This is a genomic window from Bhargavaea sp. CC-171006 (assembly GCF_009761675.1).
Taxonomy (GTDB): domain Bacteria; phylum Bacillota; class Bacilli; order Bacillales_A; family Planococcaceae; genus Bhargavaea; species Bhargavaea changchunensis.
Genome location: NZ_QUZH01000013.1, coordinates 23578 through 37674, shown reverse-complemented (window position 1 = coordinate 37674; position 14097 = coordinate 23578). Strand labels below are relative to the sequence as shown.

13 protein-coding genes are annotated in these 14097 nt (G+C 52.7%); 8 read left to right on the top strand and 5 right to left on the bottom strand.

Annotated elements, in window-relative coordinates; all coding sequences use genetic code 11:
- Positions 1-57: 57 nt before the first annotated feature.
- A complete protein-coding gene (locus DZC51_RS05645; RefSeq protein WP_232524068.1) occupies positions 58-1413 on the bottom strand; it encodes an amidase in 1356 nt (451 codons plus the stop codon).
- Between the two features lie 120 nt (positions 1414-1533).
- Between DZC51_RS05645 and DZC51_RS05640 the strand changes: the two genes are divergently transcribed.
- Both DZC51_RS05640 and DZC51_RS05635 read left to right on the top strand, forming a co-directional pair.
- Complete coding sequence (locus tag DZC51_RS05640) at positions 1534-1920, top strand: DUF5362 family protein (RefSeq protein WP_157294404.1); 387 nt, start codon at positions 1534-1536, stop codon at positions 1918-1920.
- 292 nt (positions 1921-2212) lie between these two features.
- A complete protein-coding gene (locus DZC51_RS05635; RefSeq protein ID WP_157294403.1) occupies positions 2213-3304 on the top strand; it encodes a M24 family metallopeptidase in 1092 nt (363 codons plus the stop codon).
- Between the two features lie 47 nt (positions 3305-3351).
- On the opposite strand, the gene DZC51_RS05630 is transcribed toward DZC51_RS05635, so the two are convergent.
- The 4 genes from DZC51_RS05630 to DZC51_RS05615 form a co-directional block, all read right to left on the bottom strand.
- Positions 3352-4575: an NAD(P)/FAD-dependent oxidoreductase gene (locus DZC51_RS05630; protein ID WP_198304070.1), complete on the bottom strand. Its 1224-nt coding sequence runs from the start codon at positions 4573-4575 to the stop codon at positions 3352-3354.
- Positions 4568-4906 (bottom strand): (2Fe-2S)-binding protein, encoded by a 339-nt coding sequence (locus DZC51_RS05625; RefSeq protein WP_157294402.1) that lies wholly within the window; start codon positions 4904-4906, stop codon positions 4568-4570. Before DZC51_RS05625 ends, DZC51_RS05630 begins: the two co-directional genes overlap by 8 nt.
- Positions 4899-5171, bottom strand: a complete 273-nt coding sequence (locus DZC51_RS05620) for a (2Fe-2S)-binding protein (RefSeq protein ID WP_157294401.1) — start codon at positions 5169-5171, stop codon at positions 4899-4901. Before DZC51_RS05620 ends, DZC51_RS05625 begins: the two co-directional genes overlap by 8 nt.
- 81 nt (positions 5172-5252) lie before the next feature.
- Entirely contained in the window at positions 5253-6848 is a 1596-nt protein-coding gene (locus tag DZC51_RS05615) for a sigma-54 interaction domain-containing protein (RefSeq protein WP_157294400.1), read from the bottom strand.
- A 167-nt stretch (positions 6849-7015) separates the two neighbouring features.
- Between DZC51_RS05615 and DZC51_RS05610 the strand changes: the two genes are divergently transcribed.
- Genes DZC51_RS05610 through DZC51_RS05585 form a run of 6 tightly spaced genes read left to right on the top strand, consistent with a single transcriptional unit; the run spans position 7016 to position 14086 of the window.
- A complete protein-coding gene (locus tag DZC51_RS05610) occupies positions 7016-8209 on the top strand; it encodes an NAD(P)/FAD-dependent oxidoreductase (RefSeq protein ID WP_157294399.1) in 1194 nt (397 codons plus the stop codon).
- Positions 8206-9258, top strand: coding sequence for a proline racemase family protein (locus tag DZC51_RS05605; RefSeq protein ID WP_157294398.1), 1053 nt, complete (start codon positions 8206-8208; stop codon positions 9256-9258). The genes DZC51_RS05610 and DZC51_RS05605 overlap by 4 nt, the downstream gene beginning before the upstream one ends.
- On the top strand, positions 9259-10170 hold the full coding sequence (locus DZC51_RS05600; protein WP_157294397.1) for a proline racemase family protein: 912 nt from the start codon (positions 9259-9261) through the stop codon (positions 10168-10170). It abuts the gene before it with no gap.
- Positions 10171-10203: 33 nt separating this feature from the next.
- Positions 10204-11640 (top strand): Na+/H+ antiporter NhaC, encoded by a 1437-nt coding sequence (gene nhaC, locus DZC51_RS05595; RefSeq protein ID WP_157294396.1) that lies wholly within the window; start codon positions 10204-10206, stop codon positions 11638-11640.
- 36 nt (positions 11641-11676) lie between these two features.
- Positions 11677-12570 carry a 4-hydroxy-tetrahydrodipicolinate synthase gene (dapA, locus tag DZC51_RS05590; protein ID WP_157294395.1) on the top strand — a complete coding sequence of 298 codons (894 nt, stop codon included), beginning with the start codon at positions 11677-11679 and terminating at the stop codon, positions 12568-12570.
- Between the two features lie 16 nt (positions 12571-12586).
- Positions 12587-14086: an aldehyde dehydrogenase family protein gene (locus tag DZC51_RS05585; RefSeq protein ID WP_157294394.1), complete on the top strand. Its 1500-nt coding sequence runs from the start codon at positions 12587-12589 to the stop codon at positions 14084-14086.
- The last annotated feature ends 11 nt before the right edge of the window (positions 14087-14097 follow it).

The following is a 14097-nucleotide window of genomic DNA, read 5'->3' as shown; positions in this document are numbered from 1 at the left end:
TTCCGGGTGGATCCGGAAAGGCCTTTTCGGGTTATCGGATGAATTGTGAGCGCCAATTTATCGGTGAGCCTGCTCGAACGCATAGCCGAAACGATACAGCTTCGCTTCATCCCCGTGATTTCCGATCAGCTGGATGCCGATCGGAAGCCCTCCTTGCGAGAATCCGGCGGGCACGCTCAGGCTCGGATTGCCGGTGAAGTTGGTCGGCGACGTGAGGCTGAGGAGGGCAGGAATGACGTCGATCTCTTTGCCATCGACAACGGTTTTCCGCTCTCCGATGGGAGTCGGGAGAATCGGGAGCGTCGGCGTAAGCAGGACATCGACCTTTGAGAATACATCATTGAACGCTTCAATCAGGCCGGGGCGTTCCTGCTGGGCACGGACATATTCCCATCCGGCCCGTTTGACGCTTGCTTCCAGCCGTGCGAGCACTTCCGGTGCATAGTCGCCTGGCCGGCTCTCCATAGTCTCCCTGTGAATGGCAGCCGCTTCGCACTGGATGGTCACAATCTGTGCTTCATTGATTTTCGGCATGACCGGGATGTCGACCTCCACCACTTTTGCGCCGAGCGATTCAAATTTGCGGACAGACCGTTTCGCTGCTGCCCGGACCTCCGGGTCAAGCAGCCGGAAATAATGGCTGGGGAGACCGATGACCTTTCCCTCCACGCCGTCCCCGAGCTCCGACGTGAAGTCGGGCGGAGACTCCAGGAGGGAATAACGGTCAGCCGGATCCGGGCCGGCCAGAATGTTGAGCAGGATTGCGTTTTCTTCCACACCTGCCGTAATCGGTCCCGGATGGTCCAGCGTATAAGCGAGCGGGAAGATGTTGTTTTTGCTGATTCGTCCGAATGTCGGCTTCATGCCGACCAGGTTGCAGGCACTTGCAGGGATACGGACCGATCCGCCTGTGTCCGTCCCGATGCCTGCAAACGCCATGCCCGAAGCAACCGCCGCGGCCGATCCGCTGCTGGACCCGCCCGAGATCCTGGATGGGTCATACGGGTTGCGTACGGGGCCGTAGTGGGAGACGTCTCCCGTCGGCCCATAGGCGAACTCATGCGTATTTGTCTTTCCGATGATGATGGCACCCGAGTCCTTCAGCTTCTCGATGATTGTCGCGTCTTCAGCAGGAATGAAATCCTGATGGATCACAGAACCCATCGTCGTCCGGATTCCCTCTGTGAAGACCAGATCTTTCACTGCCACCGGAATACTGTGGAGCGGGCCGCGCAGAATGCCCGACTCCCATTCACGGGTGAGCTGCTCCGCTTCTCGGACAGCCTCTTCCTCGCATACCGTGATATAGGCATTCAGTTCACCGTTCTTTTTCCGGATGGTCTCAAGCATGTCTTTGACCAGCTCTACCGGTGAGCGCTCACGCTCCCGGATCAAGCGGATGGCTTCCATCATGTCCAAGGCAATCCCCCCTTTTCCTAAAGGGTAGTCGAATCTTCGGAGGTTTTGCAAATATCTGGTGACACGCGCAGTCCGTTCGGTCAGAATGGAAGAAGAGTAAAGGAGAAGGAGAGAATGGAAATGCAAGCACAATCGTTTGAAGAAGCGGTGGCGCAAAAGGGCCTTCAGCGCATTGCACTATGGGGCAAGGTGACAGGCATCGCCATGATGATCACCGGCGGGATCACCGGAGTGCTCGGCCTGTTTAACTTTATTGTCGGGGCCATTCCGGGTGCAATCACGCTATTTCTGGGGTACCTCATCTACAAAACAGGCACGGCCGCGGCGCAGATCCGCGATGGCGGGGACACCCGCGCATTAAGTGATCTGTTCCACAATTACGGTCTTTACCTGCTGATCACCTTTATTATGTTTGCGGTAGGTGTAGGAATTACGATTCTCATGCTGGTGCTGTTTGGTGTCGCGATCTTCAGCGGCTTCATGTTTGACGGCTATTATTAATAAAGGTCATCAAGGACTTCCCAATTGAGGGGAGTCTTTTTTAATTGACCTCAAGTTGCATCAGCCGACATATTTCCCGGGAAATAGCAGATTATTGCGGTATGGGGCTGGTTTTGCGGAAAAAATAGTTAAAACATTCTCCATCTTAGGGGTGGCATGAAACATGCAAGTAGAAATGGGAATGAGAAGGGGAGCGAAAGAGGGAGTCTTTTTGCGTAGCATAATTAGGCCCTTCTCATTGCCGGAACCGGCCTGAGCGGTGCGTACATCTACTAAAGGGGAGAGAAGAAGAATGAAAACGATCCAAATGATCCGTGAGGAACTGAAGCAACAGGGGCTGGATGGCCTGGTCATCAATGGGGAATGGAACCGGCGGTATGTGACGGGATTCACGGGAAGCCATGGACTCGTCCTGATCACACAGGAGACGGCGAAGATGATTGTTGATTACCGGTACTATGAGCAGGCTGCCCAGCAGACCGGCTTGCCGGTTGTTCTTCATGCTGAACATACCGGGCACAAGCAGAAGATTTTTGATGAAGCTGCGCGTGAGATTACCAAACATGGACTAAAAAGTGTTGGCTTTGAACAGCAGCATCTGAGCTATGGGAATTACGAAAGGCTAAAGAGCAGAGTAACAGCAAAACTTGTTCCGACTTTTGATTTTGTTGAAAACATCCGGATGATCAAGCGACCGGATGAGCTCGAGAAGATGCGGATGGCCTCAAAAATTACGGATGACGCGTACACCCATATCCTGGGCTATATCCGGCCTGGGCAGAAAGAGCGGGAAGTCGCGGATGAACTGGTGCGATTCATCGAGAGCCGCGGTGGTCATGCCGTCGGGTTTTATCCGATTGTGGCGTCGGGTGTCCGCTCATCGCTTCCCCACGGCCGGGCAAGCGATAAGGTCATCGAAAAGGGTGAGATGATTACCATCGACTTTGGTGCTAACTATGACGGCTACTGGTCAGATATCTCCCGTACGGTCGCTGTCGGAGAACCTGATGCACAGATGCGTGAGATACAGGAAGTTGTCTACCGTTCCTTCATGGATTGCTTCCACAACATTCGGCCGGGAATGAAAGACAGTGATGTGGATGCCCTGATGAGAAAAGCATTGATCGAGAGCGGTTATAATGATCGTTCCGGAACGGGCACCGGACACGGAATCGGCCTTGAAGTCCATGAAAAACCACTCTTCTCAGTGGATACAGAGAAGACTCTGGAACCGGGCATGGTGATCACGATCGAGCCGGGTATCTACCTTCCAGGCGTAGGGGGAGCGCGGGTGGAGGACGTGCTGCTGGTCACGGAGGATGGTTGCAAAACGCTCACTCCATCGACGAAGGAATTAGTTGTCATTGAAGTGGTGGAAGCCTGAACCAAAAAAGGGACCGGGGGGCCTTGGGCCTACCCGGTCTCTTGTCGTTAAACCATAACATTCCGCATTCCCGCAGCATGTTGCTCCCAGTATTCCTGAAGCTTTCTCCGCCCAGCCTCGACTTCCGAGTGGAATTGAATATGCGCATCCGACCGTGTTGAGGAAATCTGCCGGACGGCTTCGGAAAGGGATGTATCAGCAATGTCTTGCCCATGATCTTTTGCGATCGCCAGGGCTGCCGTTTTTCCCTGGCTCATGGCAACTTTTGCACCCTCGATGCCGGTAATGTTACCGGCAACGTAGAGACCGTCTAGCGGTGTGCGCATGTCTTCCGAATGAAGCGGGACAAAGCCGCCAAGTTCATCAATATGATAAAACGGACAACCTGTCAGTGCAGCAAGCTCAGCAAGCGGGTAGAGTCCCCCCGCTATGCAGACAAAGTCACAGCCGATCACTTCCTCCGTTCCCGGTATAATCTTTCCTTCAGCGGTCACTGTAGCAAGGGTGACACCTTCCACCTGATCGGTTCCCTCGATCCGAATGACCGCCTTGCGTAACATAACCGGGATGTCCCACATGCGGACGCCATTTTTCGGATAGAGAGTGATGCCCATCCTCTTCATGAAATCGTTGGTCATTAGTTTACTGCCCATTTTCACAAGAGGAGACGGTGCCATATGGGACACATGAAGAAGAGCGTTCATCACTTCTGATGGGTTGGCGGCCTTACCATTAACCTGATTGGTCTTTGGTAATGCGATAGCGGCGACTTCGACATCCGCGATTTTCAGCTCCATGGCGATGGCTGAAGAAAGAACGTTCACACCGATAATGACTCCTCTCTGGCCAGGTTTTACCCGATGCACATTGGTCATCACCTGTGCGGCACCGACCGACATGACACCGGGGAGGGTCCAGCCTGGGATGGCAACCGGTGCTTCTGCCGCCCCGGTTGCCAAGAGAAGAGACTTGGTTTCAAAAGTTTCACAATCCGCGTGGACCAGCCAGGAACCGTCAATCTGTTCGATGTTGTGGACCGAAATTCCAAGACGGATATCCAGGCCGAGTGAACTGGCGCGTCCGGCAAGCTTTCTGCTTTCCTCAATACCATTCCACCAGTTGCCTCCCGGTTCTTCGTAAAGTTGCCCAAGGAGTCTGCCGCCGGGCTTCAGATATTCGTCGATGACGAGAATGTCCAGTCCGTGCTCTGCTGCGGTGATGGCGGCAGTCAGCCCCGCAGGGCCACTTCCGATAATAATCAGGTCACGCATTATCCTTCCTCCAATCACGTACCGGAGAGGGCAGTGCGCCACCCCCGTTAATCACCATGCCTTCCCGGACAGGGGTGAGGCAGGCACGGACTCCCTGATGGCCGTCAACTTCCACACGGCATTCAAAACAGTGACCAATGTTGCAGTAAATTCCCCTGGGTGTTCCGCTCTCTTCATGATGCCTGAGAGTCCGGATACCCGCAGCGAGGAGGGCAGCCGCAATCGGTTCGCCGCAACGGCCTTCGTACTTCATGCCGTTGAAAGTAAATGTGACCGTTTGATCCGGTTCCAGTACGCCGAGTACAGGATGATCAAGGATTCGCTCAGTCATTTGGAATCGCCCCCAAATCTCCGAAATGAACCGGCCGGACAGGCGGCTGGTATTTCAGCGTAATCTGCGTCACGTCACGTTCGGTGGCTGCCAGCGCGATGGCGTCCACTAAAGAGCGGCAGGTCCTGCCTCCGCAATATCCCATGCCGGCTCTTGTACGGAGCTTTAGCTCACGGGAGTTACAGGCAAACTGTCCGGCAGTGTCCACCAGTTCCCCATATGTCACTTCTTCGCATCTGCATACAATCATGTCTCGATCAGTCATCCGAATCACCTCTTGCTGTAGTTTTGCTGCTAACCAACTACATGCAAGTTCCTTGCCAAGGTGAATTCGGCCCTGGACGGATCAGAGTTCGATGCCGAGCTTATTCATCCGGTTGTAGAGCGTCGCCCTTGTGATTCCAAGGTTGGCGGCGCATTGTTGTTTATTGCCGCCGGCCGCTTTTAATTCTTTGAGGATAATGTTTTTTTCATATTCGCCAAGTTGTTCATTCAGTGTTCCGCTTCCCTTTTCCTGTAGCAAGTCAGGAGGGGATTGGGCGGAAGTATGAATCTGATCGATTTCAGGAGGAAGATCATCTATCTTGATTTCTCCGTGGTCGGAAAAGATGACGAGCCGCTCGATGACATTATGCAGCTCCCTGACATTTCCTGGCCAGCTGTGGTTCATGAGCGACTGCATCACTTCCTGGGAGATGCCGTGGATCGGCCGGTTATACTTCATTGAAATTTCATAAAGGAAGTAATGGGTCAGTTCGATGATGTCTTCGATTCTTTCGCGGAGAGGAGGAACCTTGATGTTGACAACATTCAGTCGGTAATAAAGGTCTTCACGGAACTTTCCTTCATCCACAAGTTCTTTGAGATCGCGGTTCGTCGCAGCGATGATCCGGAAGTCGACATCAAGTTCTTTTGTGCCGCCAACTCGGAAAAACCGCTTTTCCTGAAGCACACGCAGGAATTTCACCTGCATCTCAAGAGGCATCTCACCGACTTCGTCGAGGAATAGGGTGCCGCCTCTAGCTAGCTCCACTTTGCCTTTTTTGCCTTTTGCGTCAGCGCCAGAGAATGCGCCTTTTTCATATCCGAAGATTTCGCTCTCAAACAGGCTTTCCGAGATGGCCCCGCAGTTAAGCGCGATAAAGGGGGCGGTGTCTGTCTCACGCAAGTGATGGACGGCTTTTGCAAACAGTTCTTTGCCGACGCCGCTCTCCCCGTTGATCAGGATGTTCGCGTCTGTTCTGGCCGCTTTTCGGGTCAGTTCCAATGTGCGCTTGAGTGCCCGGCTGTTGCCTTTTATATAGGAAAACGGGTTGTCCGTCGGGGAGGCTTTCCGCAATTGCTCCTCGAGCCGGAACAGTTTTTCCGAGGTGTTGTGCAGTTCGTTGTTCAGCCGGATTTGGCTGGTGATGTCCGTTTCGGAAACGACCGCGCCAATCACACGGTCTTCCAGCATGACCGGATTGGAGTTGATGAGGACAACGAGGTCTTCCCTGGCATGGTGCTGCTGGTTTCTGACGGAAGAACCGGTCTTCAGCGTGTTTAGGATTTCAAGATGTTCCGCTTCGAAAAAATCCGTGATCGGATTCCCGAGAATCTCCTCTTCCTTGACAGAGAAAATTCGTTCGGCCCCTTCAGTCCAATGGACGACTCTTTTCTCAGAATCAATCACTGTGCAGGAATCGTTTATGGTCTGAAGGATGGTATCAAGGTAAGCCTTTTCCTTTTTATAGGCCAACACGATTTCGTCCAGAGCCGTCTTTAAGTCGATATGTCCGATAGGAGAGCCGCTTTCATTTAGAGCAATGACCGTTCCAGATCTCTTTAGCAGAGGGAGGATATTGTCCAATACGGTGTCTACAGGGAAGGCGGGTAGCCCTTCGGCTCCGACGGCAGGCAAACCGGGCATGATGACATCTTTAAGCTGCAGTTCTCGCGGCATTCGTTTCTCTCCTGTCCAAATAATTTGTCAGTGTAAAAAGGATTTTACATGAATAATACAAAAATTCAATACAGAAAAGAAAATAAGTGATTGATCCGCCTTTTGGAAAGTTGGCATGCCTCTTGCAACAACATTCATGAGACTGAATTTAGAAAGGGGGATTCTTAATGTTATCCCGAGAGCATCGTGATATCGTCGTCATCGGCGGCGGCATCATAGGAGCGGCCATAGCCTACTACGGGTCAAAGGCCGGACTCGACATCACTGTCCTTGAAAAAAGCACACTCGCCAGCGGGACTTCCTCACGCTGCGATGGCAATATCTTGGCCATAGACAAAGATCCGGGCTTCGACAGCCAGATGTCACTGGTCAGCCAGAAACTGGTCCATGAGCTTGATCAGGAATTAGAAGTAAAATTCGAATACCGCAATCCTGGAAGCATCCTCGTTTGTGAAAACGATGCCGAGATGGAAGCTGCGGAAAAATGGGTCCGGCAGCAATGCGACGCCGGTCTCGACTTCCGGATGTTGGACCGTGAAGATCTGAGAAATGAATCGAAGTTTTTTGCTGATGACCTATACGGCGGGCTGGAGTGCAAGACGGACTCGACCGTTAATCCGTATATGCTGACGTTTTCGATGTTCCATTCTGCAGAAAAGCAGGGGGCAAAAATCCACACGAATACGGAGGTGAAGAATCTCTCGAAGGGTCCGGATGGCCATTTCATGATTGAAACGGACGGGGCAACACTTACAGCGAACAAGGTGGTGAACGCAGCAGGTGTATGGGCGCCGTATATCGGCAAGATGCTCGATGTGGATGTGCCGATTTATCCAAGGAAAGGCCAACTGATTGTTGCATCACGCCAGCAGCCGGTCGGTCTCCGTAAAGTGATGGAGTTCGGTTATCTGATCTCCAAATTCGGAGGAGAGCGTGTGGTCGATGAGATGACGGAAAAGTACGGGGTTGCACTCGTGTTTGAACCGACGGAAAGCCAGAATTTCCTGATCGGCAGCAGCCGGCAGTTTGCCGGCTACGATACACGGGTGAACCACGAAGTGACCCGCTATATTGCAAAGCGGGCAGTCCGATTTTATCCGAAGATGGCGGATATGACCGTGATCCGCACATACGCGGGGCTCAGGCCGTGGACGGAAGATCATCTGCCAATCGTTTCGGAAGTAAAGGAGGTACCGGGTTTCTATGTCGCGGCAGGACATGAGGGGGACGGAATCAGCCTCGCCGCCGTCACCGGTAAAGTGATGGAAGAAATGCTGAGCGGCAAGGAGACATGCATTCCGACCGAGCCGCTGCGGATCAGCCGGTTCAATGAAAAGAAAGTGGAGGTGGGAATCAAGTGAAGTACGAGCGGCTGTTTACGACAATCGATACACATACAGGGGGAAACCCTACAAGGACGCTGATCAGTGGTCTTCCGCCATTGGAAGGGGAGACGATGGGAGAGAAAATGCTCTATATGCAGGAGCATTATGACTGGATCCGCAAACACCTGATGAACGAGCCCCGCGGCCACAGCGTCATGTCAGGTGCACTCCTTACTGACCCGTGCGATCCGGTGGCGGATGTCGGCGTGATCTATATCGAAACCGGGGGCTATTTGCCGATGTGCGGCCATGACACGATCGGTTTTTGCACGGCGCTGATCGAGGCGGGCCTGGTCGAAGTGCAGGAGCCGTTCACCAATCTCAAAATCGATACCCCAGCCGGGTTGATCGATGTACAGGTCCTTGTGGAGGACGGGAAAGCGAAGGAAGTGACGTTCGAGAATGTCCCAGCGTTCCTGCTGCGGTCTATCTCGATTGATGTGGAAGGCATCGGAAACGTTCAGGCGGATATCGCCTATGGCGGGAACTTTTACGCCATCATCGACGCAGACACGCTCGGAATTGAACTGACCGAGGAACATGCCGCGGAAATCATCAGCAAAGCGATCCTGATCCGGAATACGATCAATGAACGCGAAGAAATTGTTCATCCTGAGTTTCCGTTTATCCGCGGGCTCACACACATCGAATTTTTTACGAAGCCTGTCCATCCTGATGCTGACGTGAAAAATACCGTTGTTGTCCCGCCCGGCGGGATTGACCGTTCTCCCTGCGGAACCGGAACTTCCGCCAAACTTGCAACCCTTTACTCACACGGCCAGATTCGGAAGAAGGAACGCTTTGTACACGAAAGTATTGTCGGAACGCTGTTCAAGGCAAGGGTGATCGATACGGCAACCGCCGGGACATTGGATGCCGTCGTAACGGAAGTGACGGGCTCCGCCTGGGTGATGGGGATGCACAAGTTCTTCTATAACGAACGCGACCCTCTCCGAGAAGGCTATTTGCTGATCCCTCCGATGGATCATGAGCCGGCATGCGAGACGGCAAAGGAGCGTGTTTAAATGGAATTCGGAAAAATGTTCAGTTCGTTGGATGCCCATGTGGCTGGAGAGGCATACCGCATCGTCAGCCAATCGCCGATCCGCCTTAGTGGAGCGGGCCTGAAAGCCCAATCCGAACAACTGGCAAAGAGCTTCTCGAATGAGAAGAAACTACTTTTAAATGAGCCCAGAGGCCACCGGGGGATGCACGGCGTCATCCCGACAGGCTCTGAATGCGCGGATATCGGTCTGCTCTTTTTCTCCCATCAGCAAGTAAGCGCATTCAAGTATGAAGGTGTCCTGGCTGCTGTTGGTGCCCTGCTTGAAACCGGAGGGCTGGAGCGCCGGAGAAATGGCCGGTATACGGCGGAAACCACAGAAGGCGTAATTGAAATCAGTGCCGATTTCGAGGGTGATGAAGTCACGCAAGTCCATGTGCAGAACAAGTCCGCGTCTATGAGCCAAACTTCTCAGTCATCCACAGTGGTGCTTGATGGAAAGCGGAAATACCTCATCTACCCGTTGCCGCCGGCCATTCCGGAAATTGACCTTGCCAATTTATCTGTGATCAGTGAGTGGGGGGCTGGAAAGGCGGCGGAATATGCCGGTGAAGAGCATGGCGTCACTGGCATCGTGCTGGCCGAAGAGCTTCCGGGAGGAGGGTTCAGAAGCGTGACGTTTGAAAAAGACGGATATATTCTGCGTTCGCCCGGGATCGACACGACCTTCGCATTGTTGGCCCTTAAAGAGAAACGGAATGGGAATGCAGCTTCTGTTTCCAACACGAGCATTTTCGGCAGTACGCTCAAAGCGGAAGCCACGGATGGGGAAGGGGGGCAGGCCAAGGTTCAGGCAGAGCCATTTGTCACGGGCGCCCACCAGTTTGTCCTTGACCGTGAAGACCCGCTTGACCAAGGCTTCCTGATTGTCTGATTGTCCCTTACGCCCACTACAAGGAGGGGTTCTATGAGAGAGGATACGAAACGGCTTCCCACACTACCGGAAATTCTGTTTGTCCTGATCGGGTTTACGCTCGTCATGTATTTTTTCATCGTCCAATTCGGGATATCCATTCAACTTGCGTTGCTGACCACCTGGGGATTGATCATGGTCGTCGGCTTGAAGATCGGCTACAACTACAAGCAGATGCAGGATGGTCTGCTGAAAGGAATCAATGACGGGCTGGAAGCGGTGTTGATCCTGATCTCAGTCGGCGCGCTGATTGGGACGTGGATTGCAGGCGGAATTGTGCCGTCAATCATCTATTACGGACTGTCCGTCATCAACCCGAGCATATTCCTTCTGGCCGCATTCATCATCTGTTCAGTGACTTCCATTGCGACCGGTACGTCATTCGGATCGGCCGGAACAGCCGGCATTGCGATGATGGGAATCGGGGCAAGTTTCGGCTTTCCGCTTCCGCTTGTCGCAGGTGCCGTCATTTCCGGCTGCTACGTCGGCGACAAGCTTTCACCGCTATCCGACACGACCGTTATGACTGCATCCTTGTCCAAGGTGGACCTGATCGAGCATATCAAGTCGATGCTGACCGCCAGTGCGCCGGCATGGGTCATCACGGCGCTTCTATTCCTGGGAGTCGGGTTCTTCTACAGGGGTGAAGGGGACATGAGCAGCGCCACGCAGACGATGGCTTCTCTCGAACAATATTTTAATATTGGCTGGTACATGCTTGTTCCGGCGGTTCTCGTGATTGCACTTCTGGCGTTGAAGAAACCGTCTATTCCAGTGATCTTGTTCGGAGCAGTCATGGGAGCATTGTGGGCGTTTCTTTTCCAAGGCAAGTCTGTTCTCGATTCGGTGAATATCATGTACACGGGTAATGCGATCGAGTCCGGCGTGCCGTTTATCGACAACTTGCTGAATCGTGGAGGCATCGTGTTCATGCTGGATGTCATCGTCCTTATCATTTTCGCCCTCGGTGTGGGCGGGCTGATGGAACGGATCGGCATCTTGCGCGCAATTGGCCATTACCTTGCCAAATGGGCGACGAATGCAGGGAATGCAACACTCGCGACCGTCATCTCCGGATTTTTTGGCAACTTCTTTGGCGGTGCGGCGTATGTATCGCTAATCACGGCAAGCAAGATCACCGGAGACAATTACGACCGGCTCCGGATTGACCGGCGGGTCCTTTCACGGAATACGGAGGCTGGAGGAACTTTGACGACTCCGATGGTTCCATGGTCTGACGGAGGCGTCTTCATGGCAGCCGCACTGGGCGTCTCAACACTAAGCTATCTACCGTTTCTCTGGTTTAACTTTATCGCCATTATCATCTGCCTGATTTACGGCTATCGAAATAAGTTCATCTGGTATACCGGTTCTGAAGCGGTCCCGGCTGAAAAGCGGACGATGTCCGGAAAGAAACTCAATCTTTCCTGAGAGAATTTAGACAAAACAATATTGGAGGAATCAATTATGAAAGAAATCAAAGGCGCGTTTCCTGTTCTTGTTACACCAATGCACGAAGATGAATCGGTCAACTACGAAGGACTGGCTCAGAACATCGAAAAGTTCATCCAAGAAGGTGTGGCCGGCCTATGTATCAATGGCAGTACCGGAGAATTTGTCAGCCTGACTAAAGAAGAACGTTTTAAGGCGGTTGAAATCGCTGTGGAACAAATCAATGGCCGCATACCGCTTATCGTGGGAACAGCTGCAGAAACAACTGCAGACGCCATAGAATACACTCAACAGGCAGAAAAGGCTGGGGCCGATGCTGCACTTCTCATTAACTCGTATTATTCGCATCCCACAGAAGAAGAGATTTACGCCCATTTCAAAGCGGTTGCGGAATCGGTCGAGTTGCCGATTATGATTTATAACAATCCGTCCACAACCGGTGTTGATATCAGCACAGAAACTCTGCTGAAAGTCGGCCGGGATGTGCCAAACATTACCCATATTAAAGAATCAAGCGGGGACATCAGGAAAGCGCGTGATATCGCGCGTCAAGGTGCAGGCGATATACAAGTCTTCTGCGGTTCTGAGGAACTCATCCTTGAATCCTTCTTTATCGGGGCAACCGGCTGGATTTCGGTCGCAGGAAACATCGTTCCTCGACTCGCAACAGATATTTATGAATCCTACCAGGCTGGGGACATTGAAAAAGCATGGAGCCTGTATGATCGCTTACTTCCTCTCTGCGAATTCCTAGAGGGTTCCGGCAAGTACGTACAGATCGCAAAGCGGTCAATGGAGCTCAAAGGGTGGGCAGGCGGACCTTGCCGTAAGCCAAGGATGCCGCTGACCGATGAAGAAGACGCACGGCTGAAAGAACTGATGGCAAACCTTGAAACAGTAAATCAATAATTAAGGGGGAGAGAACATGCAAGCAGTCAATTACGAACTGAAACCGAGGGTGAAGGAATTCCTTGAGGGGATCAAAGGCCTTTATATCAACGGAGAATATGTCCTGTCTGAAAGCGAGAAAACTTTTCAGGTTCTTGACCCCGCGACGGAAGATGTCATTGCGGAGGTAAGCGAAGCCCAAAAAGAGGATATTGACAAGGCGGTAGCCGCTGCCCGAAAGGCCTTTGATGAAGGTGAGTGGACGAAAATGGAGGCGGCTGAACGGGCGCATCTGATCTATAAGTTTGCTGATCTTCTGGAGGAACACCGTGAGGAGCTCGCTCAGCTCGAATCACTCGACAACGGTAAACCTTATGAAACAGCACTGGCGGATGACGTGTACGGCACGGTCCAGCATTTCCGTTACTATTCCGGGTGGGCAACTAAGATCTTCGGTAAGACCACGCAGGTCTCCCCTGATTATGTCACTTATACCGTCCATGAGCCGGTCGGTGTGGTCGGGCAGATCATTCCATGGAACTTCCCGCTTGCAATGGCCGCCTGGAAGCTGGGTTCGGCGCTGGCGGTCGGCTGCACTGTGGTCATCAAGCCGGCCAGTGAGACGCCGCTGTCTCTGCTTTATGCAGCCCGGCTCTTTAAGGAGGCAGGATTCCCGGATGGTGTCGTAAACGTGGTACCGGGCGCCGGACGCGTGGCGGGAGAAGCGATCCTGACTCATCCGGATGTGGACAAAGTGGCATTTACCGGATCCACCGCTGTTGGCAAAGAAGTCATGAAAAAGGCTGCGGATCAGATCAAGGGCGTTACGCTCGAACTTGGCGGCAAATCGCCAGCCATTGTGCTGGCTGACGCTGATCTCGAAGAAACGATTGAAGGGGTCTTCAGCGGAACGATGTATAACCATGGGCAGAACTGCAGCGCCTGCACACGAGTCTACGTACACCGAAGCCTCTATGACCAGGTAGTTGATAAACTTGCAAAACGTGCAGATGCCCTCAAGATCGGTCCGGGTCTGGACCCCGAAACCGATATGGGTCCGCTCGTTTCCGCAAAGCAACAGAAAACAGTCCTTGAATACATCGAAAAGGGGAAGGAAGAGGGGGCCCGTCTAGTTTCCGGAGGCACAAAAGCCGGAGAAAAAGGGTACTTCGTCCGCCCGACGATCTTTGCGGATGTAGAGGATGACATGACGATTGCGCGTGAAGAAATCTTCGGGCCGGTTATGGCAGTTTTCCCGTTTGATACGGTCGATGAAGTCATCAAGCGGGCAAATGACAGTGATTATGGGCTGGCTGCAAGTGTCTGGACGACCAATATCAAGTCTGGCCACTATATTGCAGGCAAGCTTCAGTCCGGGACAGTCTGGATTAATGACTTCGGTCTTGAGTGGGAGACCATGCCATTCGGCGGTTACAAGCAATCAGGTGTCGGCAGGGAAATGGGTGGCGACTATGGGCTCGCCAACTATACAGAAGTGAAGAGTGTATTCGTAAACATTAAAGATCCTAATAAATAAGCTAAATATTT

Excerpts from the sequence above, each read along its gene's own strand:
- DZC51_RS05645 (WP_232524068.1), bottom strand. The coding sequence starts at position 1,413 with ATGATGGAAGCCATCCGCTTGATCCGGGAGCGTGAGCGCTCACCGGTA.
- DZC51_RS05640 (WP_157294404.1), top strand. The coding sequence starts at position 1,534 with ATGGAAATGCAAGCACAATCGTTTGAAGAAGCGGTGGCGCAAAAGGGC.
- DZC51_RS05635 (WP_157294403.1), top strand. The coding sequence starts at position 2,213 with ATGAAAACGATCCAAATGATCCGTGAGGAACTGAAGCAACAGGGGCTG.
- DZC51_RS05630 (WP_198304070.1), bottom strand. The coding sequence starts at position 4,575 with ATGCGTGACCTGATTATTATCGGAAGTGGCCCTGCGGGGCTGACTGCC.
- DZC51_RS05625 (WP_157294402.1), bottom strand. The coding sequence starts at position 4,906 with ATGACTGAGCGAATCCTTGATCATCCTGTACTCGGCGTACTGGAACCG.
- DZC51_RS05620 (WP_157294401.1), bottom strand. The coding sequence starts at position 5,171 with ATGACTGATCGAGACATGATTGTATGCAGATGCGAAGAAGTGACATAT.
- DZC51_RS05615 (WP_157294400.1), bottom strand. The coding sequence starts at position 6,848 with ATGCCGCGAGAACTGCAGCTTAAAGATGTCATCATGCCCGGTTTGCCT.
- DZC51_RS05610 (WP_157294399.1), top strand. The coding sequence starts at position 7,016 with ATGTTATCCCGAGAGCATCGTGATATCGTCGTCATCGGCGGCGGCATC.
- DZC51_RS05600 (WP_157294397.1), top strand. The coding sequence starts at position 9,259 with ATGGAATTCGGAAAAATGTTCAGTTCGTTGGATGCCCATGTGGCTGGA.
- nhaC (WP_157294396.1), top strand. The coding sequence starts at position 10,204 with ATGAGAGAGGATACGAAACGGCTTCCCACACTACCGGAAATTCTGTTT.
- dapA (WP_157294395.1), top strand. The coding sequence starts at position 11,677 with ATGAAAGAAATCAAAGGCGCGTTTCCTGTTCTTGTTACACCAATGCAC.
- DZC51_RS05585 (WP_157294394.1), top strand. The coding sequence starts at position 12,587 with ATGCAAGCAGTCAATTACGAACTGAAACCGAGGGTGAAGGAATTCCTT.